Genomic DNA, 24,463 nt, shown 5'->3' with positions numbered 1-24,463 from the left:
ATGTAATTACATCGCTTAAAACGCACCAAAGCCCCTTACTACTGCAATAGTAAGGGGCTTTATTAGTGTTGGCTACCTGTCATCCTTTTTATTATTGCGATGACGTAGCCAATTCGTAAATATCGCAACAATACAACCACTAATGATTGTGGTTGTTAAATGTATTATCACATCGCTCATTAAGCAACGCACCTCCTCTCTACGTCTTTTTGACGTCTGAGAGATAGACGACTCTTATATTATACCACTCTAAAATAAAATTATATACATTAATTTTATTATCTATCATTTTAAAAATATAAATAATTGTTATTAAGAATTTTGCGATATATAATATACATAACAATAAGTTTCATTGTTAAATGCTCACTGTCCCTACTATTAAGGTTATTTTGTGCTGACTACTTATCGTCTATTTTTTCTTATTGTTTCTAGTATGTAGCCAGTATGTAAATACTGAAACAATGCAGCCACTTATTATAGTGACAATGGTACTTACAATAAATGTTATTGTTGCAACACTAAAGCCTTGGCTATTGAATCTTTAGTGTTGACTACTTGTCATCCTTTTTATCATTGCGATGACGTAGCCAATGCGTAAATATCGCAACAATACAACCACTGATGTCTGCGAGTATATACATCGCAATATACAAGTCCCCCTTACTCGAATAAAGTAAGGGGGATGCTAATGCTTCGCTTTACATTCACTTATTTTTCTAACTTACAAATTACTTTCCATAACCTCAACACTGTCGACAATTATTTTTGTCGTATACCTTTGAATGCGCTCATTAACATCATAACTACAACAAGCATACCGCAAATGGTATACATCCAGCTGAATCCTACTAAATCGGATATAGGTCCCATCAAACTACCGCCTAATGAGACGCCTAAATCTGCACAGGCTATAAATAATCCTAGTAGCATATTTCGACCTGCTTTGGGTAAGACGAAGCTCAAATATGACGTAAGTGTTGGATATACTAAAGCTTGTGTGGCACCAATCAATATTGCACTACTGTAGAATATAAGTACGTGTATATGTGGCCCTATGACTACAAGCATCGATGCAATGACAAGTAACATCAAAACACTGACCATATAAACCGGATGCCATATACCATCTGAAGGAATGTATTTACGTAAATAAATACGTGCTAACACGACAGCTATAGCTTGAATGGTTAGGAAGATTCCGGCATCTGCAAACCCAAATTTGACTGTGTATAACGGCACAAAGGTACTCACTGCACCAAAGACAATTGATACTACAATCATAATGAGTCCGCTATTAAATAATTCTTTATTTTTAAAGAATTGTGCAAAGACTGTAACTGCATTAAATGGCAATGGTTCAACCTTTTTACGCGTGTCAGGTTCTTCACTAGCAAAGGTGACACGGTAACCGAAGAATGTCGTTGTTAAGGCAATCGCAATCATCACTATAGCAAATATTGATATGCGATCTAAATGCCAAATGCCTACTGCAATAAGTGGCCCAACCAAATTAGGTATTGTAGAAAATAATGAATATAGTGACACACCTTCTGATCGATGTTCTTCAGGTAAAGCATCTATAATACCTAATTGTAGCGACATTGAGAAGAATGCCGTACACACACCTTGCATCACTCTAGCTATGAAATATCCTTCTAATCCAGTCAGTCCATATAGTATTAACGCACAAGCATTAATCAATAAAATAATACGTAATACTTTGATAGGTCCGACACGGGCAATAATTTGGCCTGCCCAGGGACGAAAGACCATTGCTGTTAGCATGTAAGCACCCATCACAATACCAATGGTTGTATTGGTTGCCCCTAAATCATGTCCTCTTAATGGAATGAATACATTTAATATGGCATTCGCACTAAAAAACATGAGTGTGAGTATATATAATCTTAGAAATAGCCAAGCCATGGCACCTTTCATTGTCTCACTCCTTAGAATGATAGTTGTTTGTCTATCAATGCTTGGGTATAAGCATTGGTTGTTGTATGTAAATCACGTGTTGCAATTTGTTATTCAATTTGACCGTCTTTAAAAATAACTAAACGATTACACAGATATGTAGCGGCTTGAATATCGTGTGTAATAAAGATATAGCTTAAATGATGTGTATGCTTTAACCGCTTCAACACATCTAATATTTGTGTTTGTATCGACATATCTAGCGCACTGATTGCTTCATCGAACAAGATATAAGTTGGATTAATACATATCGCTCTGGCAATAGCAACGCGTTGTGCTTCGCCACCTGATAACATATTGGGATATTTATCTAGAAAATCTTCTGATAATCCCACTTCTTCTAATAGTGTCTTAGCTGCTACTTCCATCTCATCAGTGCTTTGTTTATTACATTGACACATCACTTCAAATAGAATATCTCGCACAGTTTGAAATGGATGTAGTGAGGAGGTGTAATCTTGGAATACGGCGCCAATTTGATGTCGTCTGACCTTTGTCTTGTACATCGGTTGGTCATTTAATGTCACTGTACCTTTATCTGGCCTTTCAATCCCTAATATCATGCGACTCAATGTCGATTTACCACTACCACTTTCACCGATAATGGCTATCGCTTCGTCTACAGGGCAGTCTAAACTGATATCTTTAATAATCGGTTTAGGTTTAGGTCCTCACAAACTACGCTTGCCGTAATGTTTTTCAACATGATTGATTTTAATCATGGCTATCACCTCGCATGACACGTTGAAAATGGTCATTTACTTTTTGTTTCGTCGATAATAAATATTGCGTATACCTGTGATGTGGATGATGTAAAACCGCTTCTGTTGTTCCTTCTTCGACTAATTGCCCTTCTTTCATAACAATGACACGATCAGCCACTTTATGAATAACGGTTAAATCATGTGAAATGAATACCATCGCGCAATCAAAATGTTGTTTAATATCTTCGAATGCTTCTAACACATCAAACTGATTAATCGTATCTAAGGCTGTGGTAGGTTCATCTGCAATAATCAATTTAGGCTTTAATGCCAATGCTAATGCAATCATCAATCGTTGCAACATCCCACCTGATAACATATATGGATAAGACGCCAAAATGTTTTTCGGGTCTGTTAAATTCATATAGGTCATATAGTCCATCAATGTTTGTTCAATCTCTTGTGTCGATAATGACGTATGTACCTGCATGGTTTCTATCATTTGTTTTCCGACTTTGTTAGATGGGTCAAAGGCACGTGCACCTTGCTGCATGACCATCGCAATCGCTTGTCCTCTGTATTGGCGTAATTGCCTTTCTGATAATGCTAACAAGTTATGCCCGTCAAAATGGACTTTCCCTGTAACCTTGAGGCGACTTGGATTAAGCCCTACTAATGCCTTACATGTAATCGACTTACCACTACCACTTTCACCAATAATGCCTAATGTCTCACCACGCTTAACTTGGAAGTTAATATCATCGACAAGTGTTGTATCTGTCCATTCATCGCGAATCGTTAACTGTTGAACTGTTAATAAGGTCATTCATGCATCACGCCTTTCTTTACTGCACGCATTTTCTCTTTAGAAGAGATACGTGGATCCATCGCTACTTGTAATGCATCTGATAAGAAGTTAAAGGCCATAACGATAATGACTATGACGATACCTGTCGTGACCATCATTTCAGGATGAGTGAACATCACTTTACGTGCTTCATTCAACATCATGCCCCATTCTGCAGTCGGTGCCTTTACACCTAAACCTAAAAATGAGAACCCTGATATTTGCAATATCATCGAACACATAGCACTACTAGAAATAATTGCGATATCTCCTAAAGTTAACGGTAAAATATGTTTGCGAATGATTGTAAAATCACTCATGCCAATCGTTTTAGCAAATTTAACATGATCAGCTGACGTGTACTGCATCACACTCGTACGTATGACACGACAGAACCATGCCCAACGTGTGAGTATAAAAGCTAAAATGATATTTTCCACACCCATACCAAATAATGTAATTAACGCCAAAGTCACTACATAACTTGGAAATGCAAGCATCACATCACAACATCGCATAATCAGTGCATCAATATAACCCCGGAAATATCCGGAAATAAATCCCAGTATGGCACCTATCGCAACTGATATGACTAATGCGATTGAGACATAGAGTAAACTTGGTCGAATGGCATAAATCAATCGCGTCAATACATCGCGACCCAAATGATCGGTACCCAACCAATGTGTCGCACTTATACCTGCAAATTTATGTGCCGTGTCGATATGATTCGGCTCATGAAAGGTAATCACTGGTGCTAGGCATCCGAGCAAGAAATAAGTCGCAATAATCACTAACGCAACGACTGCCCCTCTATCTTGTAATAATCGTTTTACAATCATCATCGTGATGCCTCCCTTAATCTAGGATTTAAAAGCGCATTGATGATATCGGCTAATGCATTAAAGATGATGAATAACACCGCCACGATTAACACATACGTTTGTACTACCGGAAAGTCATGCTCAACTATCGCTTTAATACTCAACTGTCCTAATCCCGGCCACGCAAATACATTTTCAATAACGACAAGGCCGCCCATAATCATTGGTATCGACATACAGAAGATAGACACTGCCACTTGTAATGCATTTCGTAAGACATGTCGCAATAAGGTCATGGTCTTTACACCACTTGCTTTTAAATAGAGGACATAGTCTTCATTAAGTTGTTCAATCATGGCGCGTCTTACATTTCTAAAGTAAATACCTGCATAGGTCATCGTGATTACAACGACTGGTAATACGTAACTTTCTGGGCCTGTTAATCCAGATGTTGGCAATAGATTTAACTTAACTGATACATAAATAATGAGCATGGATGCGACCCAATACGAAGGTAACGCCGTTAAAAAGAATGCGACAGAACGAATCACACGATCTGTACGTTGTCCTCGTGTTAACGCACTTACTACACCGAGACATATGGAGGTCACCATGACTGATACACTTGAAATCAATGTTAATTTCAATGTATTCATAAATGCAGGTCCGATACGTTCTGATACTGGATCGCCTGTAATATAACTCGTCCCAAATTTAAATTGAACAGCTTGTTGCAGCCAATCCTTATATTGAACAAGAATCGGTGCATCGAGCCCATACTTTTCTTTTGTCTCAGCTATTAATTGAGGTGTCACATTCGGTGTACCTTGCGCATGTAAAATGGTTATCGCTGGATCTTCATTTGTTAGATACGTCATCATAAATGTCATAAAACTCACTACAATCAATAACGGAAACATGAGTGCAATACGTTTTATTATTAATTTGAACATTGAGACGCTCCTTTATTTATATTGCATTTCGTTAAATGGTAGTTCGTATTGTGATTGAGTAAATGACACATTTTTCAGATCTTTAGGTGCAACGACAGTCATACTGCCATGTGAAATAGGTATGAATACACCTTCATCATCCACTTGTTTTAAGATTTGTTGATAAGCTTTAGAACGTTCTTTTTCATCTTTCATCTTGAATGCCTCATCGATATCGTTATATAACTTTTTCTTATCTTTAATACCTGAGGTAGCACTTTCATAGCCTGTTTTGGATTTAAAGGCTGCAATGGTACTTTGTGGATCGTATAATAATCCCCATGTCTGATTGAACATTAAGTCATAATCGCCAGAGGTACGACGTTCTGCAATCTTATCTGACGTTTCTCCATTGATATTTAATTTGACGCCAACTTTTTTAAATTCAGCTTCTAAAAATTCAGCTTGTTCTTTCTGACTTGTAGAACCTTTGTCATAGTACATCGTCATCGTTAAATCTTTACCATCTTTTTGACGAATTTGTTTGTCTTGCTTCATTTTCCAACCGGCTTGATCTAATAGCTTTTCAGCTTTCTTCGTATCGAATTGACGTGTTGGCATATTGAAATTAATATCTGTGACATTCTTCGCAAAGAGCTGCGTTGCTGGCTTCTCTTGACCATCTAAAATGTCTTTCGCGATTTTGTCTCTATCAACCATATGTCCAATGGCTTGTCTAACTGACTTATCACTGACAGCACTATCTTTGTTACCGGCATTGGCAACAATCATTTTCGTATTCATAGGTTGGCTACGTTTAACGTTATAATCGCCTGTCTCTTTAAGTTGTTTTAAACTGTCTTTATCTAAGCTATCCGTACCACGATCGTCCGTAAAAGCAAAGTTGGTTTCACCTTTCTTCATTGATAAGAATGCTGTTTCGCCAGCTGGTTTCACTTTGGCTTCTACTTTATTTAATTTAGCCCTTTCACCCCAATAGTGTTGGTTCTTATTAAATGTGGCCGACTCATCTTTCTTATGTTCGCCCATTTTAAACGGACCTGTACCATCAAATGCTTTGACACCATCTTTCGTTGTACCGTGCTTGAAGTCTTTAGGAGATACAAAGACATAAGGACGAGGCATTGCTAATTCAGCTAATGCTGGTTGATAGGCTTCTTTTAAGTGAATCTGTACAGTATAGTCATCTTTCACTTTGACATCATCGATTAATGTGGAGATCTTTAACCATGAATGTAACTTTTTATTTTGTTGCACAGCATCGATATTTTTCTTCACTGCCTCTGCGTTAAATTTTGTACCGTCATGGAATTTGACGTCATCTCTTAGATGGAAAGTATAGGTCTTACCGTCTTTTGAGATATCCCACTTCTTAGCTAATAACGGTTTGATACCATCTTTCGTATTGCGTACTAACGGTTCATAGATCATACTTTCCGCTGACATAGATCCTCCATAGACATGCGGATTCATATCTCCAATATCCTTAACCGTGGTATAGGATAAGGTCTTCTGTTCTTTCTTATCTTCTAATCCCTTGTTGCCACCGCATCCTGTTAATATGATTCCTGAAGCTAGTAAAACTGCACTCATTTTTGTTAGTTTATTCATTATTTTTCCTCTTTCTATATGGATTGAAAAATGTGTTGCCATGTCTCAAACGACATACGAATTACTTATTTGAACTGTTTGCTAAATACGTTGTAACTAGTGATATATCTTCTTCAAAATCATCAAGGTTGAATTGTGACGATACAGATTGTTGTGGGTGCTCGATTTGATAACGTTCGCAATAGCCGACGTATCGATGTAATAACGTATCGATCATTGGTGTCGACACACCTAATGCTTTCCCAATCGCTTGTATGACCGTCGTACGATAATAATCTTCACTTGGCATCCTTGGTATATGAACGACACCTTGTTCATTTTGATAAAGTGACTTGAATGGTACCGCCGAAAAGTCAAAATAACGTCCATCTTTATCTGGCTTAGAAAATGGATCAATTAAAATTGCCGTATACCTGACGTAAAGTAGGTATTCTTGATGTATAGCAGGTAACTCTTCGAATTGATGGATATCCGACTCACTTATCGTTTCTGAACGTACGGGATAGTTTTCCTTAACCATAAACTTCAAAAGATTGACGGAGGGCACACTTAATTTCTGTAATATCGTCATCATTTCCTGCCACATTTGGCGCATTTCTCGAATTAAAGTCATTGTTATAGGACCTTCTGGAAATAATTTGTAGACATATACCGGTACGTCAGTGCCTACGAAAATCGCCTTTAATGCAAAGTCATTCATAAATAATGGTGGGTGAACGTATAACGAACTATTATGTATCTCGGCATGTAAGGGTGTGTCCATCACGGCAAGTTGAATGTGTAATGATTCAAACCAAGTTTGTAATTGTGGAATCAACTGGGACGATGGCTTGTTAGATCCAACGAATAATTTCGATTTCACAGCCGTTGTTAACACACGATGTGGTTGAGACATGTCAACCACTCGCGTATCTCCTAAATATGTTGAAAATGAAATGACTTCAACATCAGTATTGATGTCTGCCAATAATTGCTCAATCATCATATGTGAACCAAATGTTGGTGATACTAATATAATGTGTTTCACATGTTGTAATATCGTAAGTGCCAACTGCTGTAGCATCGGTCGATAAGCATCTGCAGTACACGCCAAAATGATGGTGTCATAGCTTTCGTCAATCTGTTGAATATCTTGATAAAAATGACGTATTTGAAACTGACCAGCAAATTGATGATGTGTATCATTCTGTGTTGTAACTGTAAATGTACCTGCTTGTTGGTAACTTTGATAAACATCCAGTGATTTCTTTGAGGTCGACGCTCTGCCAACCATGTCGATATGATTTTTCGATACACGGTTACATAATTGAGCAAGTTGAATAGCGACAGGCCCGCTTCCAATAATCAAGATATTAGACATAAGTGATCCCTGCCTGTGATAACGCTTTTTGATAGAGTGCCACATCAAATATTTGGTTGGGTTGGACGAGGTGATGTACACATTGCCATTGATCTGACGCCGTATGTTGAGAAGGATAATTAAAGATAGCTTTCATCCCATCTCCATAACGCATAGCGACTACTACACGATCATTGGTTAACTCAAATAATTGCGCTAAAATCTCATACTTAACTGGAATCGTAGAACTAAATATAATATGCGTTACCTCTTTAATATCTGATAACTGATCTACAGTTTGATTAGAAATATGGATATCTTCATTAGGTGCTAACACATTGACCACGCGTTGACCTAAATCAACTGCCTGTGAATCAATATCAATACCAATGACTGAAGCACCAGTTTCTTTAGCTACTTGAATTAATGTCATTGGATACGCGCCCGATCCAACGAGTAATAACTTGTCCTCTTTACCAATATGACACTGTCCAAATTCCTCATCGATACAGTGTTCTATGTTGTCAAAGTAACCTGACGTAGACGTCTTACCGTCTAATAATCGTCTTGCTCTAATCATCTCAACTTGTTTCACACATTGCGCAGTGATATCTTGCAGTTGTTGTGTGATTAGTTGTTTACGTGGTTCGTCTTGCCATAAATCATATTGTTGTTGATATGTTGGATTTAATATCAACTGACTATAGTCATCAACTAATGTTTCTAATGCGTCAATCGAATTTGGGTCACTTAAAACCTGTTGATATCGTGCTTCGAATCGCTCTAAATATTGTTGTAAAAGTGTTTCTATGTTTGTATTTGAATGCATCAATGGGTCATCGTCTCCTCTTCTATATAAGCTTGTCCTCTAGCAACAGTTGATACACGACCTTTAATAGAAGTGCGATATCCGTTTTCAGAACAATATGTAGATGTCACTGAAATACTGCCACCTGGTTGATAAACGATGTAATCTTCGCATGACTGTTGACTTTGATAATTGTGAAATACACCAATCGAAGCTGCACCAGAACCACAACTATTTTCCCAAATCAGACTCTTTACTTCTGGTATGTATATTAACGGGTGTAAATATTGAACTTGAACATTAAATAACATGATACCAATGGTTTTATACTGTTCGTCCCATTGTTGTTCACGCACAAATTGTGCCACTTGTTGTTTGAATGTTGCTGTGATCTCTTCGATTGGAATCACATAATGTACGTATGATTCGTATGTAATCTTGATCGCTTGCCACATATGCTGTGCAATATGTAAATATTCAGTTGTGACGTGTTGTGCTTGTGGCATGCCTACCTCGTACTGCTGGTGACCATGGATAGTACAAGGCACTACATCATCACAACCAGATACATTCAAATGACATTGTTGTGCCGTTAATCGTTGATGCTCTTGTAAATAATGCATGTATGACATAGTCGCATTACCACAAAATTCATTTCCGCTCATTACTAATCGACAATCATCCCCATGATTTAGATTGTTAAATTCAATAAATCCTACTTGCTCACAACATACATGTGTCGACGCCATTAATCGATTCGCAATCTTGGCGTAGTCGCTTGGATGATGTTGTGAATGAACAAGTATGGTCATATTCCCTGATGGATTATACTTGGAAAATTCAATCACTTGTCGATTCATACGACGCTCCTTAATGTTGTATATTCTTTTGAATTTCGATGGATATGTTGGTTTTCAAATCAACCTATCCTAATTCTCAAAACAATTGCACAAAACAAATCGTAACGGTTACGATTTAAAGAAGATAATATACGAGTAGAATCATATTGTCAATATAAATGATAATAATTTTCATTTAATAAATCATGAATGGGGATAAGATGATATAAAAGTGGGATTATAAATAATTTTAAAAAATTAAAAATCGATAATGTTTCATATACAATGAAACACTACCGATTCACTAAAATAATGTAAAAATGTGTTAAACAAACACCGTATTAAAAACCTTATCTATCATGAGTGATATTTCTTTTGGCGATTCCTGTCTCCCTCTTTGCACCCAATCTTGTAACACACCAAAGACCGCATTACTCATAAATATAATTAAAAAATATTTTTCTTTATTTGTAAGTGCTTGAGTATTCATAATAGGCACCAAACGGACGTCAATGTTTTGTTGTAAATTCTTTTTTATGGCTTGGTGGACAATATAAGCGCCATTATCCCTTAACAATAAAAGTAATAATTCTCCTTCATTAATCCAAAAGTTTAACGCGTGTTCAAAGAATTGACGTCGTTCCTCAAATTGAATTTGTGTCAATCGACGTTTCCCTTTTTTCATCATGGCTTTTTGATATTGAAATAAAAAGTCATCTTTATCTCTATAGTGTTGATAAAACGTTCCCCTACTAATGCCACTTTCATCACAAATATCTTTAATACTGATGTCATCATAAGATTTAACGTTTAGTAGTGTAACCATACTTTTTTCAATTTTGGTTAATGTTTTATACACACGTTTATCCATGGTTTCTTCGTTCATTTGTGTCGCCTCCATAACATTATTGAACATTTATATCTCATGTGTCTGATTATTCCAAATTGACACGTGCAATTGTCGAAAATTGATTTATATTGAATATACAGTAATTAAACACAGTGTCAAATAAGGAGGTACACAGTATGGCGCATACGATTGCATCACTCACAGACGCAGTAAAATCCTATGATAAACATAAAGTTTTAGACCAAATCAGTCTAGACATTAACAAAGGAGAACTTTTGGGACTAATAGGGCCTAGTGGTTCAGGTAAAACGACGACCATTAAATGTCTGCTCGGTATGGAAACATTAAATGCAGGTAGTACGGAAGTCTTCAACCATAGTATGCCTAATCGAGGCGTATTAAGTCATATTGGTTACATGGGACAAACTGATGCTCTATATGAAAATTTAACTGCTAAACAAAATCTTACATTTTTTGGTCATTTAAGTGGTTTAAAAGGCCAACAATTAGCACAAAGTATTGATCAAAATATGAAATTAGTCAATTTAGAAGGTACACTCAATAAAACCATTAATGCATTTTCTGGTGGAATGAAACGCAGATTGTCGTTAGCAATTACTTTGTTATCTAATCCAGATTTAATTATATTAGATGAGCCAACTGTCGGTATTGACCCTAAACTAAGACAACAAATATGGTCACAATTAAAATCATTAACGCAACAAGGGAAAAGTGTCATCGTCACAACACACGTTATGGACGAAGCTGAACGTTGCGACAAAATTGGGCTAATTGTAGAAGGGCGGCTTTTCGCATTAGGCACACCTGATGAGTTAAAACAACAATTCAATGTTAACACAATTGAAGAGGTCTTTATTAAAGCAGAGGAGGTTAAACATTAATGAAACTTTTAGCAATGATTCAACGTGTCATTATAGAATTACTTAGAGACAAACGTACACTAGCGCTTATGTTTTTAGCACCTTTATTAGTACTAACTTTAATGTACTTTATCTTTAATTCTGATGAAGACACTACTTTAAATATTGGCATCGCCAACTCTGTATCCACTAAAATAACTGACCATATGAAAAATGATGATGTGTCATTCAAGCACTTTGATTCTAATCAAAATGTTAAAGCTAAAATAGAAGACAATCACTTAGATGCTTTTATATATCAAGATCATCAGACTTTACATGTCACTTATACCAATGAAGATCCAAGTAAATCTGGTTCAGTTAAACAGTTAGTACATCAATCTATTCAAAAAGATAAAATGAATGATATTAAAAAAGTAATGAATTCAATGCCACAAGCAGCCAAAAATAAAGATACTAATGATATCCAACTAGATCATAGTTATTTATATGGGGATAAGGATAGTAACTATTTCGATAAAATGTTCCCTATTTTGATGGGATTCTTTGTCTTTTTATTCGTCTTTCTTATTTCAGGCATCGCCTTATTACGCGAGCGCACAACCGGAACGTTAGAACGCGTGCTTGCTACGCCAATTAGACGAAGTGAAATTGTTTTTGGTTATTTACTTGGTTACGGTATCTTTGCTATTATTCAAACATTGATTATCGTTCTGTTCTCAATCTATTTATTAAATATCAACCTAGCGGGTAGTCTTTGGTATGTCTTACTCATTAATATTTTATTAGCCATTACGGCATTAGTGATGGGCATTTTCATCTCAACATTTGCTAATTCAGAGTTTCAAATGGTTCAATTTATACCTATTGTTGCCATTCCACAAGTGTTCTTTTCTGGTATTTTCCCTCTAGAAAATATGACACCTTGGTTAGCTAACATTGGTTATTTATTCCCATTACGATACGCAGGAGATGCGTTAACAAACATTATGATTAAAGGACAAGGTTGGTCTGATATTTGGTTTGATGTTCTAATTCTTCTCATTTTCATTATAATATTTATCATTTTAAATATCCTCGGACTTAAACGTTATCGCAAAGTTTAACAATCTATCATACGACTTATAAAAATTGTAGCCTGGGACATAAATTAATGTCTCAGGCTACAATTAAATTTAAGGGCTATCTATATTTCTGTTTCACTCAGAAGCTTTTGTCTATCCTATAAATATATCTAATAAACGGCTTAAAAATTGGTCTTTAGTCAGTTGTTGATCATGTTTGGCAAAGTAATAGAAATCTGATGAAAATGAGTTTAGCATCAAATTAATCTTAAACTCTAAATCTTGGGTCTGTTGCTGACTAGTGAACTGGTCTTTAATCAATTCTTTCAGTTGTTCATAAAACAGAATATTAATCATTGACTGATGTTGAGAATTTGATTTCTCAATAAAATTTAGGACATTAAAGTTTGCCTCTTTTAAATCTAAATAAATAGATAAAATACCATATATTTTATCCCTCACAGACGCATCTTGATGCTGATGAAGGAACGTATCCATTTCATCAAACATATCATGAACCTTTTCATCCATCATCGCTTGGCATAGTAACGATTTACTTTCAAAGTGACGATATAAAGTGCCTACACCCACGCCAGCTTTCTTCGCGATTTCCGACATATTCATCTCACTAATATCTTCACCCTGTGCTAATAATTGGGTCGTTGTCTGTAAGATGATTGCTTTGTTATGCGTTGCATCACTACGTTTTTTCCGTTGATTGGTCATCTTATCCCCTTCCAAATGATGTGCTCCCTTTTATGGTTCTAATCTATTAATTTTAACATCTAAATTGAATTCTTCTTTTAAAAATTGACGATAATTTTCACTTGTCACATCATATTTTTCTTTATCTCTTTGTTTCGTTAACGTTAAATTATTTTGAGACATTGTCGCACGACCATATGATTTAGACATTGTAACGAGCAAACGTTTAACGAATGTAGAATTAGGATTAGTTTGATTGTATTCGATATTGTAATCAAAATAATGAATGTCTCTAGGTTCTAACTCAGCTTCGTATTCTGTATCCCACTCATTGTCTTTCCATTTTTGAATGTAGAATAAGTTATCATTTACATAAATGGCACGATATTCTCCGTTAATATCCTCAATGATTGCATCACTATCTTGATTATTAATTGGCATAGCACTTATTGGCAAGTCACCATAACCGACATCAGCGACATAATTGACACCATCAATCGGCACGATTAATGACATATGAGAGCCTTTAAGACTACGTCCGCCCCCTGGTGTATGAATAGTTGCAGATACCATATTTGCTGTGAAGCCTTTTGCTTCTAAGTACGCTTTGAAGAAGTGATTCATTTCATAACAGAAACCACCACGTTGGTGATTAACGATTTTTTCATAGATATCATCTACTTCTACTGATATTCTCACACCATTTTGAACATCTATATTTTCAAAAGGCACTGTTAACATATATCGTTTTAAATAATAATTTAATGCTTCTAAGCTTGGTTCATTATATTTATTTGGATCTATATTTAAATATTTTTCAAGACCTTCAATATTCATTACTAAGCATCTCCTTTTTACTTTTTTCGTTTTTTAACACTATCTATATTATATTGAATTCATAAATTTGACAAACGGAACGCATTCCGAATAAAATAAGTGATAGTTGATTCCATTTAAGAAAAGAGGTGAAATTATGACTCAGACACAACCATCACATTTAAATATAAAACAACGTAATTTAATGATTGCGGTCATGATGATTGGTGCTTTTATTGGTGTCTTAAACCAAACGTTACTTACAACGATATTGCCAGAGGTCATGAAGGACTTTGCGATATCAAGTAGTACGGCACAGTGGTTAACGACCATCTTTATGTTAGTGAACGGTATTATGATTCCTGTCACAGCCTACTTAATTGAGAGATTTTCATTACGTACACTATTCTTTACGGCTGCGACCTGTTTAATACTTGGTTCTTTAATCTGTATGTTGGGTGTTAATTTCCCATTATTATTAGTGGGTCGTAGTATTCAAGCGTTAGGTGCAGGTATTTTAATGCCATTATCTCAAACACTATTATTCATTATTTTTCCTGTTGAAAAACGTGGTATGGCAATGGGTATCTTCGGTCTTGTCATAGGCTTTGCACCTGCGATTGGTCCTACAGCAGCAGGTTGGTTCATCCACCTATTCGATTGGCGCTATCTATTTTTAGTCGTGCTCTTAATTAGTGTGGTTGACGCTATTTTCGGCTTTTTATATTTGAAAAATATTACCGAGACACAACAACCTTCGTTAGACATCTTGTCAGTCATCATGTCTACACTAGGATTTGGTGGTTTACTTTACGGCTTTAGTTCAGCCGGTAACCTTGGTTGTTCACATCCATCCGTTTACGTGACGATCATCATTTCCATCATTATACTTGCGCTATTTATACGTCGTCAGTTGAAACTACCTTCACCGTTACTCGAATTTAGAGTATTTAAATACCGTAGTTTCACCATTTCGATGACTTTAATTGTATTAATGTTTGTACTCTTTATCGGTAATTTGACTATTTTACCTATATACATGCAAACCATGATGCATTGGTCACCTTTAGAATCTGGTCTCATCTTATTACCTGGTGGACTCGTCATGGGCTTGTTGTCGCCTGTTACTGGTAAATTATACGACCGTGTTGGCGGCCGAAGTTTAAGTATCACTGGCATGTTATTGATTATGATAGGTGCCTTATTCATGGCACAGTTCAATCCACAGACATCAGCATTGTATGTCATTGTGACATTCTCCATCTTGATGTTAGGTAATTCTATGATTATGACACCAATGACTACACAAGCATTAAACGCTTTACCTGTATCCTTGATTGCGCATGGAACGGCAATGAATAATACAATTCGCCAAATTTCAGCAGCTATCGGTACAGGTATACTTGTAACACTCATGACTGGTTTCGGTCACCTTTCACCATTACACGGTGCAGCCGGTCTTATCCATGGCCTAGATATAACATTTTATATCGTTGCCTTTGTAGCACTGATAGGTGCATTCATTGCACTTTTCTCAGAAAAAAGACAATCAAATACAACACACTAATCTTTAATATTATTTAATAGGAGGTGTTAAGCATGTTACTAAGACATGTTATTAACGCATATGTAGGAAAAGAAATTTTTAAAAGTAGTTTACCAAAAGTAAAAAATGACGATGCTATGGCACAACAATTTAAAGAAGGATTCGGATTATCACGTCGTTCAATGCGATTAGCAGGATTATTCGAATTTGTAGGTTCTATCTTTTTATTTAGCTCAATTTTAGGCAAACTTGGCCAAAAATTAGTCGTTATGGGTACTTTAATGATTAACATCGTGATGGGTACAGCAATCTACAATCACTATAAAGCAGGACATGGTCACCAAGGTGCCAAAGCCGCTTCTAAATTCTTCATGTTAAATGTCCTTAGCTTAATCGAAGTTTTAAGTTTAAATCGTCGTCAATAAAAGATTATATTTTTTAAAACTGGATAAATATTTAATATAGTCATTTAATTAAAGGAGGACAATCATATGTCAAATGCAAAAGCGATTGATACACATGCACATTTATGGAGTGAAGACTATTTAGAGAAATTAGGCAAATTAGGTAGTCAAGGAACAGAAGTTGCTAAAGGGATTAATCAATCTGCCTCTAAAGAAGATCTAGACAAGCGCTTTAAAATGATGGACGATGCTGGCGTTGATATGCAAATCATTTCTGCCACACCACAATCACCACAATGGGGTACAAAAGAAGAAGCACATCAAAGTGCACAAGAGATTAACGATTTATATGAATCATTGGTTCAACAATACCCAGACCGTTTCTTAGCATATGGTGCAGTGTCACTTCCATATGTCGATCAAGCTATTAAAGAAGCACAAGAACTACTTAAAAAAGATGCCTTTGTAGGTATTGCGATTCCAACTATTGTGAAAGATAAAGTGTCAGTTGCCGATAAACAATTCGAACCTTTCTTCGAAGCTATGAACGAATTAAATGCAACACTTTATATTCATCCAACTGGTTGCGGTGCCCAAAGTCCACTCGTGAACGACTATCAATTAGAATGGGTGATTGGTGCACCATTAGAATCTACATTCATTACGTTACAATTAATTAAAAATGAGATTCCACAAAAGTATCCAAATATCAAATTCCATATTTCACACTTAGGTGGCGCTTTACCATTCTTCATGACTCGTATTAAAGACAATTACGAAGACTGGAATGCCTTTAATATTGATCCATATGAAGTATTAAATCGCCAATTTTGGTATGATACTGCTAATTTCCATGAACCTTCTTTAATCAATACCATTGATACATTCGGTAAGGATAAGCTCATGATGGGGTCAGACTTCCCTTACTTCCAAGACGAGAAATATACACGTGGTGTAGACTATATTAAAAACAGTGATATTGATCCAGACACAATTGACGGTATTTTAAGAGGTAATGCTATTGAGTTTTATCAGTTAAACCATCACCACTCTTAATACAATTACTTTAGTGATTGACTAGCGATACATTTTGCGATTAAATTCAAATATAAATGAAACAATCCCTTTTGATAGATGGTCGATTCGATACGACGATGCTACCAAAAGGGATTATTTATGCTTTTGCACTAAAGAATCCCATTCTAACTGAAACCAGCTGGAATGGGATTTATCATATCTATAATTGAACTTCTTCTGCTAATGGTATAGAGGCTTGTGCCCCTGACTTTTGAACTGTTAGTGATGCGGCTTTATTGGCAAAGTCGATAGCCTCAACTAAATTACGTTCTTTCATATTAAAGCGACTGACAAAGGCACCGATAAACGTATCGCCTGCTGCTGTTGTATCAATAGCTTTTACTTTTTGCGCTGGTACTAGGCCGGAATCATTTTCAACCGCATAGTATGTGCCTTGTTCACCTAATGTAATAATCACGACTTTGGCACCTAAGCTTAAGAAGTAATCTGCATTTTGTGCCATTGATTTTTCATCTGTGACTGGTACACCTGATAATATTTCAGCTTCAAATTCATTTGGTACAATCACATCGATTAATTCTAATAACTCTTGAGGAATCTCTTTGGCTGGTGCGGGGTTTAAGACGGTCGTCACACCTGCCGCTCTCGCAACTTTAAATGCTTCTATAATTGCCGGAACTGGTACTTCTAATTGTGCCACAATGAAATCTGCATCGACAATTGCTGCTTTCGCACTTTTCACGTCATCTGGTGTCATCGCCATATTTGCACCACCATAGACATAAATCGTATTTTGGCCTTGTGCATCCACTGTAATATAGGCTTGGCCAGTCTTTTCTGTTTCGGATTCTAAAATATAGTCAATATTCATACCTGCTGCTTTAAAATCTTCAAACATAAACTGTGCTAATCCATCATTGCCCACTTTGGAAATGAATGTCGTATCAGCTTTCATACGTGCCGTTGCAATGGCTTGGTTTGCTCCTTTACCGCCACCATATGATTTTTGTGCCTCTTCTACATGTAATGTTTCCCCTGGTTTAGCGTAGCGCTCAACTGTTAAAAATTGATCCACATTGGTAGATCCTAGAATAACGACTTTATTTGTCATAACAATGTCCCCATTTCTATATGTTAAAATGTCACGTTTGATTCCAAAATAATGTTAGAAAATGGCGTAATTTCACCTGTACGAATGTTACCTTTATTTAATGGATGACTTAAATATGCTTTCATTTCACTGTGTGGAATAAATTCAATTTCAACATCATCGTCAATTAATGCTTTGATCTGTTTTAACTGAGTTGCATTATTGGTTTTAATTTCTTCAGCTAAATAGATTTTTTGGATTTTCATTTCTGAGAGTACTATTTCTAATACATCAATAAATTTAGGTAATTCTTTCGTTACTGCTAAATCAATTCTTCTATCGTCATTAGGAATAGGCATGCCTGCATCATTGACAGTTAATAAGTCATAGTGTCCGATTGTCGCAATGGCTTTAGATACATGACTATTGAGTAATGCTGTTTTCTTCATTTATATCACTCCAGTTGATTATTTAATAAATACTGTAACTGTCGCAGCTACTAAGATGAGAACTAATCCAATCACTGTGACTAACATTTCTTTAGATGTTTTACGTTGATTTAAGAAGTAAATACCAGTTAATGTCGCAAGTACTACAGATGTTTGTGATAATACGAAACCAGTCGCTAAACCGTTCATATTAGGTTGTGCAGAAATGAGATAAGTCAATGCTGCAAAGGCAAAGAAGAAACCAGAAATAATTTGTAACCATGTCACTTTATTAGTAAATGGATTGCCATTTTTCATTTTCATTAGTCCGTAGATAACTGCAACAATCACCATACCAATCGCTTGTGGTAAGAAGGCTGCTTTACCACCGATGTCTGTAGCTTGTGGTGCTGCTGAATATAACCAATAACCAATTTCACCAATGATTAAAATCACTACCGCTTTACGTAATAAGTTTTTATTTGTAGCTTCAGGGTGTTCACTCCAAACTGTCATCCAAGCACCAATCAAGATAACTACTAACGCTAAAAAGCCGATGATTTTATTTGTAACACCAGGCCAGTTACCTAATGCAAAGACACCCCAAAGTGATGCCCCTAATAATTGGAAGGCCGTTGTAACTGGCATGGCACGTGATGACCCTACATATTCAAATGCTTTAAATGTCATAATTTGACCGAAACTCCAACCAGCTCCTGATAATAATGCAAAAAACAAATCCATGCCTGTTGGGAAGCCGTGTCCTGTGGAGATAAAGAAGACAAAGGCAAAGATTAACGTACCGACTGTAGCACCTATAATTTGGTTAACCGGCTTACCACCAAATTTGGATGTAATCGTTGGAAATAGACCCCAACCGATTAATGGCCCTAAACCAATTAACAATGCAACTAAATTCATGATTCAACACCTCTATTGATATATTTTTTATCTGTTGCGTTTAGTAAAACGTTTTACTAAATTATAGCACTTCTATTTGTAAATGTATACGCTTTCTCAAACACACTGTAAAAAAGCCATACCTATCAATAACTGATTGTATGGCTTATTTATAAACGTCAGTATTTATTTGGGGGCAATCAAGATAATTGTCGGGTCGTTTCACGTTGCATCAATTGCGTCGGAAGTTCTACTCTTTTATTTTCATGCGGTCTGCCATTGATTTTATCGGTAATTAATTGCAGTGAGATATGAGCAATATCGTCGACCGATTGGGCAATGGTTGTGAGTGCCGGTGTCATGTAACCTGCCATATCTATATCATCATAGCCAACAACCGACAAATCATCCGGCACTGATTTACCACATTCTGTTAAACCACGTATACAACCAATCGCTAATTCATCATTAATGGCAAAGACACCCGTAACGTGATGCTCAACCAGTTTTGTAGCAATATCACGTCCTCCAGCTTTAGACAATTCAGTACAAATTCTGACAGGGGCCGGCAACTGATGACTTTGACACATTTGCTCAAATCCCCTCACTCGATCTTTCATATTAGCCATCAACTCATGAGGTTGAATAATCGCTAACTGTTGATGTCCCAATTCGATAAGATGTTGTGCGGCAGTCTGACCACCCTCTATTTCATTCGTTCTAATTATATCGGTATAACCATGGTCTTCACTTTGATCTAGTAAGACATATGGTACATGATGTTTACTAAGATAATCATTTAAGTGATGTGGGTCATTCACATATCGTCCGATAACGAGACCATCTATGCCACGTTCTACAAGATGCTGAATATTATCTTTAAAGTCTGTACTTGATGTTGCTATAAAACATAAATCAACGTCATCTGCTTTACAATCATCCATCCTTTGCATCATCGCCGAGAAGAATGGATTGGTTAAGTTAGGCAAGACAACACCTATTAACTTTCTTGTTTGGCCTCTGAGTTGTTGGGCATTTTTATTGGGAATATAGCCTAAACGGTCTTTCGCTAATAATACCTTTTGAATGGTTTCTTTAGAGAACCTTGTTTCATTTTGATTTAAAATGTGCGACACCGTCGTTACTGATACGCCCGCTTCTTTCGCCACATCTTTAATTGATACTCGTTTCATACGTTCTTACCCCTTACTGACACGTCCTATATCACAATATATTGCTTACATCTTATCACTAAACAGAGTAGCTGAATAGACTTATATCCTCTTGACTCTACTCTAATAAACGATACATATATCATTGCATAATGACCACCGCTTTATTAAATAACCAAAAATCATTGTTCTACATTTTCAAACAATATGTTGATTTTCCTACAATGACATTTAACTTGTTTGTTGTATCTATAACATCAGTCTCTTTATAATGTACAAGAAATTTTATATATTTTGATTTTTCTTTTGAAAACAAAATCATTTTTAAAGAGAGGTAAATTATGACGAATTTTAATAAACAAGAACCAGTCATAATTATCGGTGCGGGGCTTGGTGGCCTTACACTTGCTCGCGTACTGCAATTAAATTCTATCCCAGTGACTATTTATGAAAAGGAACCGTCAGCTGAATCACGAACGCAAGGTGGGCAGTTAGGACATCCATGAACGTGACGGTCAAATCGCCTTGCAAAGAGCTGGGCTTTTCGACCAATTCAAATCAATTATCCATGATGGTGGTGCAGCTGCTAAAGTACTTGATAAAGACGGTAATACTATTGTAGATATCCCAGATGATGGTAATCATGGACGCCCTGAAGTACTTCGCGGTGACTTACGACAAATACTACTCCAATCTCTTAAACCGAATACCATCCAATGGGATAAAAAGTTAACAGACATTCAAAGTTTAGCGCAAGGTCAACACCGACTTTCCTTTGCTGATGGAACAACGGTAACAACCCAAATCCTTGTAGGCGCAGATGGTACTTTCTCTAAGGTACGTCCTTTAGTCTCTGATGCTAAACCTCAATACGTGGGTACATCATTAATTGAAACGTATTTATATGATGTAGATAACCAACATCCTTCCGCAGCCAATATAGTAGGTCAAGGTGCTATGTATGCTCTTGCACCTGGTAAAGGCATCCAAGCACATCGTGAACCAGGAAATGTCATTCACACTTATATTGCTTTAAGACAAACAGAGGAAGCATTAGATCAAATCGATTTTAATAATTCTAACGTTGCACTTAAACAATTAACTTATCAATTTGACCAATGGCACAATGACTTATTAGCACTGATCAATGAAAGTGAAAAAGGTCCAATTTTACGTAAAATACATGCCTTACCTGTAGGTCATCAATGGGAGCGTGTGCCTGGAGTTACGATTTTAGGTGATGCAGCACATGTCATGACACCAGCTGGTGAAGGTGCTAATTTAGCGATGTTTGACGGATCCGAATTAGCACAAGCAATTATTGAACATCCTAATGATATTGAAACAGCCTTCGCACAATACGAACAAGCTTTATTCCCACGTAGTGAAAAAGCTGCTGCAAGAGCCGACCAAATGTTAGACAAACATTTAAGTGATCGTTCACCGTATGACTTTGCGGAGGTTCTTTCTAATAAGGAATTAGATGGCACCAATTAATATAAAAAGGAGCGTTCCAATTGGAACGCTCCTTTTTTAGCTTTATTTTAAAATCCTAATAATTGACTCGCATTGCGATGTAAGAATTTTTCTTTTTGCTCTTCTGTTAGTAAATCTGTAGATTCAATATCTTTAACTAAGTGCTTAATGACTTGATCTGTTGTATAAGGCGCATCTGCACCATATACGATTTTATTTTCATCTACCATTTTTAATAAGGTGGGAAGTTGATGTGGTAAAACCATACCTGCTAAATCAAAGTATAAACTTTGCATCACTTGTTCAATATCATCTGGACCATTTTCAACGTTAAACATTTTATAACCAATATTAACACGTTGCGCAATGACAGGTAATAATACACCACTATGCGGTACAATCCATTTAATATTAGGATACTTACTAAACACATTGTTTTGACTCATAAAAATGATTGTACGTGTAGTATCGAAAAAGAATTCCATTAATGGTGATAAAATTTGTGCTTTAATGGATTCATTCACTGGTTTAGGCTCATTAGGATGAATTGCTACGGTCGCTTGTCGTTCATTCAATTTCGCTAACACTGGGTCTAAACGGTCATCTCCTAAATAAATACCACGTGCATTCGTTGGCAATGTAAACCCAAGAGCGTGTTGTTCATCTAATACATGGTCGATCATGCGAATACTTTCATCAACTAATGGTAGTGGTAATGAAGCAAAGTAACCTAATTGATCACTATGTGCATGATGTAAATCTTCAGCATAGGCATTAACTTCTTCTGTGAGTTCAAGCATCACTTCATCTGGTGCAGCACTCAAATGGGGGCTTGAAATAGAAAGCACACTATAATCAATGTCTTCTTCTGCCATTAATTTCAAATAGTCATCGACAGAGAATGCTGGCGTTGGTACACCGTCTCCTTTACCATCAAAATAATCATCTAAAAATTTCACAAACCCAGGTGATAGGTAATGTGAATGTAAATCTATTTTCTTCATCATTAATATACTCCTTTTATATAGACTCTGCTTGATACGTCAACCATTGATCCAATCGATTGTAAAAGTCATTCAATTGTTCTGGTCGATCAATGCCTTGTAATTCATGATTAACACTGTAACCAATGTAATTAAGACAGAAACTTAAACATGCGTAGCTAGTTCGATATTGATTCAACGCATTAGCTGGTAACGAAATTGTAGATGGGACAACAGGTGCCAAGCTATCCTTTTCATATACGCATTCCATAGTATTGATATACCAAGTATCGTCTTGTTTAACCAATCCATAAACAATTTTCGCATCAGAATTAAGTTGCATCTGAACCTCGTTAATCGGTAATCTTGTTTGAATCGTGGCTTGCATAATCGCCACTGCTCTATCTTGATTTATCCATATTTGCGAATTGTAAATTTGATGTGGTGCATAGCGATTCATTTCTCTAGAAGCATCCACAAATGCCTTACCTGAACCTTTAAACCATGAAATGTTTATCATTGAGTCTTCAGCAAAGCATTCATACATACTGTCCCAAAGACTATTGTCGCGACAAAATCTCTCAAACTGAATGAGCTCTAAAATATCTTCCTTATCTAGCAATGTATCCTGTGTGTAAGGGCGATTTCTTTCAAATAACATATTAAATCTCCTTTAATATAACTTGCTCATATGTCCTTAACAATATTATTCGGACACCTATCCGTTTATTATGAAAAAATTTTTCTAAATTACAAAAGATTTGATTTCTAAAGTAAAAATAAACAAGCCCATTTGAATGACTGTTTTAGCACAAAAAATACCTATTCTAATTAGGAGCAATATCCGTATTAGAACAGGCATATTTTCGACTTAGCATTTATGAATGTTGTTTATGAAAAGGGATTACCCATATTAAGATATTAAGTAACAATCCAATGAGTGCATACGGTGGGAAGAAAAATGAAATGATCAATGTGATAACATTGTTAGCAAATGAAATCATTTCTTTGACTCTCGTTTCACTCAAATGATGATTTTGCGTTTTAGGTGATAATTTAATTACTTGGTTTCTTAGTAACATGAATGACAAGTTAAACGCGATAATATCTATGTTATACAATAACGCTGCTTGCCATGACATAATATCATGACCAAACCATGCAGTGATGGTTGGTAGTAGTGATAACCAAAATAGGAAATTAAT

At 36.1% G+C, this 24,463-nt stretch carries 25 protein-coding genes and 3 pseudogenes; 6 read left to right on the top strand and 22 right to left on the bottom strand.

The genetic code is table 11. The annotated features are described in order from the left end of the window. Positions 1 to 72: 72 nt before the first annotated feature. The 13 genes and pseudogenes from EL082_RS00465 to EL082_RS00405 all read right to left on the bottom strand — a co-directional run bounded on the left by EL082_RS00465 (position 73) and on the right by EL082_RS00405 (position 10,791). Positions 73 to 180, bottom strand: coding sequence for a type I toxin-antitoxin system Fst family toxin (locus EL082_RS00465; protein WP_115265189.1), 108 nt, complete (start codon positions 178 to 180; stop codon positions 73 to 75). Between the two features lie 232 nt (positions 181 to 412). Beyond that, entirely contained in the window at positions 413 to 502 is a 90-nt protein-coding gene (locus EL082_RS00460; RefSeq protein WP_373364738.1) for a type I toxin-antitoxin system Fst family toxin, read from the bottom strand. Positions 503 to 554: 52 nt separating this feature from the next. Continuing rightward, positions 555 to 626 (bottom strand): annotated as a pseudogene (locus EL082_RS00455) (type I toxin-antitoxin system Fst family toxin); the annotation flags it as partial. Positions 627 to 762: 136 nt separating this feature from the next. Beyond that, positions 763 to 1,941 carry a staphylopine family metallophore export MFS transporter CntE gene (cntE, locus tag EL082_RS00450; RefSeq protein ID WP_103286053.1) on the bottom strand — a complete coding sequence of 393 codons (1,179 nt, stop codon included), beginning with the start codon at positions 1,939 to 1,941 and terminating at the stop codon, positions 763 to 765. Positions 1,942 to 1,952: 11 nt separating this feature from the next. Beyond that, a pseudogene (locus tag EL082_RS00445) lies at positions 1,953 to 2,702 on the bottom strand (ABC transporter ATP-binding protein). Next, positions 2,695 to 3,510 (bottom strand): staphylopine uptake ABC transporter ATP-binding protein CntD, encoded by an 816-nt coding sequence (cntD, locus tag EL082_RS00440; protein WP_103286052.1) that lies wholly within the window; start codon positions 3,508 to 3,510, stop codon positions 2,695 to 2,697. Before cntD ends, EL082_RS00445 begins: the two are co-directional and overlap by 8 nt. After that, positions 3,507 to 4,376 carry a staphylopine uptake ABC transporter permease subunit CntC gene (gene cntC / locus EL082_RS00435; RefSeq protein WP_103286051.1) on the bottom strand — a complete coding sequence of 290 codons (870 nt, stop codon included), beginning with the start codon at positions 4,374 to 4,376 and terminating at the stop codon, positions 3,507 to 3,509. The genes cntD and cntC overlap by 4 nt, the downstream gene beginning before the upstream one ends. Beyond that, the gene (gene opp1B, locus EL082_RS00430) at positions 4,373 to 5,308 is read right to left on the bottom strand and encodes a nickel/cobalt ABC transporter permease (protein ID WP_103286050.1); all 936 of its coding nucleotides are present in this window, start codon (positions 5,306 to 5,308) and stop codon (positions 4,373 to 4,375) included. Before opp1B ends, cntC begins: the two co-directional genes overlap by 4 nt. Positions 5,309 to 5,320: 12 nt before the next feature. Beyond that, positions 5,321 to 6,919 carry a staphylopine-dependent metal ABC transporter substrate-binding lipoprotein CntA gene (gene cntA, locus EL082_RS00425; RefSeq protein ID WP_103286049.1) on the bottom strand — a complete coding sequence of 533 codons (1,599 nt, stop codon included), beginning with the start codon at positions 6,917 to 6,919 and terminating at the stop codon, positions 5,321 to 5,323. A gap of 61 nt (positions 6,920 to 6,980) precedes the next feature. After that, positions 6,981 to 8,279 (bottom strand): staphylopine biosynthesis dehydrogenase, encoded by a 1,299-nt coding sequence (cntM, locus tag EL082_RS00420; RefSeq protein ID WP_103286048.1) that lies wholly within the window; start codon positions 8,277 to 8,279, stop codon positions 6,981 to 6,983. Next, positions 8,272 to 9,087 carry a staphylopine biosynthesis enzyme CntL gene (gene cntL / locus EL082_RS00415; protein ID WP_103286047.1) on the bottom strand — a complete coding sequence of 272 codons (816 nt, stop codon included), beginning with the start codon at positions 9,085 to 9,087 and terminating at the stop codon, positions 8,272 to 8,274. The genes cntM and cntL overlap by 8 nt, the downstream gene beginning before the upstream one ends. Beyond that, a complete protein-coding gene (gene cntK / locus EL082_RS00410; protein WP_103286046.1) occupies positions 9,087 to 9,926 on the bottom strand; it encodes a histidine racemase CntK in 840 nt (279 codons plus the stop codon). The genes cntL and cntK overlap by 1 nt, the downstream gene beginning before the upstream one ends. Before the next feature lie 304 nt (positions 9,927 to 10,230). Next, positions 10,231 to 10,791 (bottom strand): TetR/AcrR family transcriptional regulator, encoded by a 561-nt coding sequence (locus tag EL082_RS00405; RefSeq protein ID WP_103286045.1) that lies wholly within the window; start codon positions 10,789 to 10,791, stop codon positions 10,231 to 10,233. 140 nt (positions 10,792 to 10,931) lie between these two features. On the opposite strand from EL082_RS00405, the gene EL082_RS00400 reads away from it, so the two are divergent. Continuing rightward, a complete protein-coding gene (locus EL082_RS00400; RefSeq protein WP_103286044.1) occupies positions 10,932 to 11,657 on the top strand; it encodes an ABC transporter ATP-binding protein in 726 nt (241 codons plus the stop codon). Beyond that, the gene (locus EL082_RS00395) at positions 11,657 to 12,742 is read left to right on the top strand and encodes an ABC transporter permease (protein WP_103286043.1); all 1,086 of its coding nucleotides are present in this window, start codon (positions 11,657 to 11,659) and stop codon (positions 12,740 to 12,742) included. The genes EL082_RS00400 and EL082_RS00395 overlap by 1 nt, the downstream gene beginning before the upstream one ends. 111 nt (positions 12,743 to 12,853) lie before the next feature. Here EL082_RS00395 and EL082_RS00390 read toward each other — a convergent pair whose 3' ends face one another. Further along, complete coding sequence (locus tag EL082_RS00390) at positions 12,854 to 13,426, bottom strand: TetR/AcrR family transcriptional regulator (protein ID WP_180991085.1); 573 nt, start codon at positions 13,424 to 13,426, stop codon at positions 12,854 to 12,856. A 30-nt stretch (positions 13,427 to 13,456) separates the two neighbouring features. Further along, positions 13,457 to 14,242, bottom strand: a complete 786-nt coding sequence (locus tag EL082_RS00385; RefSeq protein ID WP_103286041.1) for an arylamine N-acetyltransferase — start codon at positions 14,240 to 14,242, stop codon at positions 13,457 to 13,459. 136 nt (positions 14,243 to 14,378) lie between these two features. Between EL082_RS00385 and EL082_RS00380 the strand changes: the two genes are divergently transcribed. The 3 genes from EL082_RS00380 (at position 14,379) to EL082_RS00370 (ending at position 17,227) form a co-directional block, all read left to right on the top strand. Next, positions 14,379 to 15,788: a DHA2 family efflux MFS transporter permease subunit gene (locus tag EL082_RS00380; protein WP_103286040.1), complete on the top strand. Its 1,410-nt coding sequence runs from the start codon at positions 14,379 to 14,381 to the stop codon at positions 15,786 to 15,788. 32 nt (positions 15,789 to 15,820) lie between these two features. Beyond that, on the top strand, positions 15,821 to 16,192 hold the full coding sequence (locus tag EL082_RS00375) for a DoxX family protein (RefSeq protein ID WP_103286039.1): 372 nt from the start codon (positions 15,821 to 15,823) through the stop codon (positions 16,190 to 16,192). A 66-nt stretch (positions 16,193 to 16,258) separates the two neighbouring features. Next, on the top strand, positions 16,259 to 17,227 hold the full coding sequence (locus EL082_RS00370) for an amidohydrolase family protein (protein WP_049415412.1): 969 nt from the start codon (positions 16,259 to 16,261) through the stop codon (positions 17,225 to 17,227). A 181-nt stretch (positions 17,228 to 17,408) separates the two neighbouring features. On the opposite strand, the gene rbsK is transcribed toward EL082_RS00370, so the two are convergent. From rbsK to rbsR, 4 genes are all read right to left on the bottom strand, one after another. Continuing rightward, positions 17,409 to 18,320, bottom strand: coding sequence for a ribokinase (gene rbsK, locus EL082_RS00365; RefSeq protein WP_103286038.1), 912 nt, complete (start codon positions 18,318 to 18,320; stop codon positions 17,409 to 17,411). A 23-nt stretch (positions 18,321 to 18,343) separates the two neighbouring features. Then, complete coding sequence (gene rbsD, locus EL082_RS00360) at positions 18,344 to 18,748, bottom strand: D-ribose pyranase (RefSeq protein WP_103286037.1); 405 nt, start codon at positions 18,746 to 18,748, stop codon at positions 18,344 to 18,346. 18 nt (positions 18,749 to 18,766) lie between these two features. Next, positions 18,767 to 19,648: a ribose/proton symporter RbsU gene (gene rbsU, locus EL082_RS00355; RefSeq protein ID WP_103286036.1), complete on the bottom strand. Its 882-nt coding sequence runs from the start codon at positions 19,646 to 19,648 to the stop codon at positions 18,767 to 18,769. Positions 19,649 to 19,827: 179 nt separating this feature from the next. Continuing rightward, a complete protein-coding gene (gene rbsR, locus EL082_RS00350) occupies positions 19,828 to 20,820 on the bottom strand; it encodes a ribose utilization transcriptional repressor RbsR (protein WP_103286035.1) in 993 nt (330 codons plus the stop codon). A 320-nt stretch (positions 20,821 to 21,140) separates the two neighbouring features. Between rbsR and EL082_RS00345 the strand changes: the two are divergent. Beyond that, positions 21,141 to 22,296 (top strand): annotated as a pseudogene (locus tag EL082_RS00345) (FAD-dependent oxidoreductase). Between the two features lie 47 nt (positions 22,297 to 22,343). Here EL082_RS00345 and EL082_RS00340 read toward each other — a convergent pair. The 3 genes from EL082_RS00340 to EL082_RS11985 form a co-directional block, all read right to left on the bottom strand. Continuing rightward, positions 22,344 to 23,279: an amidohydrolase family protein gene (locus tag EL082_RS00340; protein ID WP_103286074.1), complete on the bottom strand. Its 936-nt coding sequence runs from the start codon at positions 23,277 to 23,279 to the stop codon at positions 22,344 to 22,346. Between the two features lie 16 nt (positions 23,280 to 23,295). Further along, positions 23,296 to 23,919, bottom strand: coding sequence for a nuclear transport factor 2 family protein (locus tag EL082_RS00335; protein WP_103286034.1), 624 nt, complete (start codon positions 23,917 to 23,919; stop codon positions 23,296 to 23,298). Positions 23,920 to 24,136: 217 nt separating this feature from the next. After that, the gene (locus EL082_RS11985; RefSeq protein WP_232012192.1) at positions 24,137 to 24,400 is read right to left on the bottom strand and encodes a hypothetical protein; all 264 of its coding nucleotides are present in this window, start codon (positions 24,398 to 24,400) and stop codon (positions 24,137 to 24,139) included. Positions 24,401 to 24,463: the final 63 nt, after the last annotated feature.

Source organism: Staphylococcus warneri (assembly GCF_900636385.1).
Classification (GTDB): Bacteria; Bacillota; Bacilli; order Staphylococcales; family Staphylococcaceae; genus Staphylococcus; species Staphylococcus warneri.
The sequence above is the reverse complement of the archived record's forward strand: the minus strand, read 5'-3'. Positions and strand labels throughout refer to the sequence as shown.

Coding starts and splice junctions, on each gene's coding strand:
- EL082_RS00465 (WP_115265189.1), bottom strand. CDS start 180: ATGAGCGATGTGATAATACATTTAACAACCACAATCATTAGTGGTTGT.
- cntE (WP_103286053.1), bottom strand. CDS start 1,941: ATGAAAGGTGCCATGGCTTGGCTATTTCTAAGATTATATATACTCACA.
- cntD (WP_103286052.1), bottom strand. CDS start 3,510: ATGACCTTATTAACAGTTCAACAGTTAACGATTCGCGATGAATGGACA.
- cntC (WP_103286051.1), bottom strand. CDS start 4,376: ATGATGATTGTAAAACGATTATTACAAGATAGAGGGGCAGTCGTTGCG.
- opp1B (WP_103286050.1), bottom strand. CDS start 5,308: ATGTTCAAATTAATAATAAAACGTATTGCACTCATGTTTCCGTTATTG.
- cntA (WP_103286049.1), bottom strand. CDS start 6,919: ATGAATAAACTAACAAAAATGAGTGCAGTTTTACTAGCTTCAGGAATC.
- cntM (WP_103286048.1), bottom strand. CDS start 8,279: ATGTCTAATATCTTGATTATTGGAAGCGGGCCTGTCGCTATTCAACTT.
- cntL (WP_103286047.1), bottom strand. CDS start 9,087: ATGCATTCAAATACAAACATAGAAACACTTTTACAACAATATTTAGAG.
- cntK (WP_103286046.1), bottom strand. CDS start 9,926: ATGAATCGACAAGTGATTGAATTTTCCAAGTATAATCCATCAGGGAAT.
- EL082_RS00405 (WP_103286045.1), bottom strand. CDS start 10,791: ATGAACGAAGAAACCATGGATAAACGTGTGTATAAAACATTAACCAAA.
- EL082_RS00400 (WP_103286044.1), top strand. CDS start 10,932: ATGGCGCATACGATTGCATCACTCACAGACGCAGTAAAATCCTATGAT.
- EL082_RS00395 (WP_103286043.1), top strand. CDS start 11,657: ATGAAACTTTTAGCAATGATTCAACGTGTCATTATAGAATTACTTAGA.
- EL082_RS00390 (WP_180991085.1), bottom strand. CDS start 13,426: ATGACCAATCAACGGAAAAAACGTAGTGATGCAACGCATAACAAAGCA.
- EL082_RS00385 (WP_103286041.1), bottom strand. CDS start 14,242: ATGAATATTGAAGGTCTTGAAAAATATTTAAATATAGATCCAAATAAA.
- EL082_RS00380 (WP_103286040.1), top strand. CDS start 14,379: ATGACTCAGACACAACCATCACATTTAAATATAAAACAACGTAATTTA.
- EL082_RS00375 (WP_103286039.1), top strand. CDS start 15,821: ATGTTACTAAGACATGTTATTAACGCATATGTAGGAAAAGAAATTTTT.
- EL082_RS00370 (WP_049415412.1), top strand. CDS start 16,259: ATGTCAAATGCAAAAGCGATTGATACACATGCACATTTATGGAGTGAA.
- rbsK (WP_103286038.1), bottom strand. CDS start 18,320: ATGACAAATAAAGTCGTTATTCTAGGATCTACCAATGTGGATCAATTT.
- rbsD (WP_103286037.1), bottom strand. CDS start 18,748: ATGAAGAAAACAGCATTACTCAATAGTCATGTATCTAAAGCCATTGCG.
- rbsU (WP_103286036.1), bottom strand. CDS start 19,648: ATGAATTTAGTTGCATTGTTAATTGGTTTAGGGCCATTAATCGGTTGG.
- rbsR (WP_103286035.1), bottom strand. CDS start 20,820: ATGAAACGAGTATCAATTAAAGATGTGGCGAAAGAAGCGGGCGTATCA.
- EL082_RS00340 (WP_103286074.1), bottom strand. CDS start 23,279: ATGAAGAAAATAGATTTACATTCACATTACCTATCACCTGGGTTTGTG.
- EL082_RS00335 (WP_103286034.1), bottom strand. CDS start 23,919: ATGTTATTTGAAAGAAATCGCCCTTACACACAGGATACATTGCTAGAT.
- EL082_RS11985 (WP_232012192.1), bottom strand. CDS start 24,400: ATGTCATGGCAAGCAGCGTTATTGTATAACATAGATATTATCGCGTTT.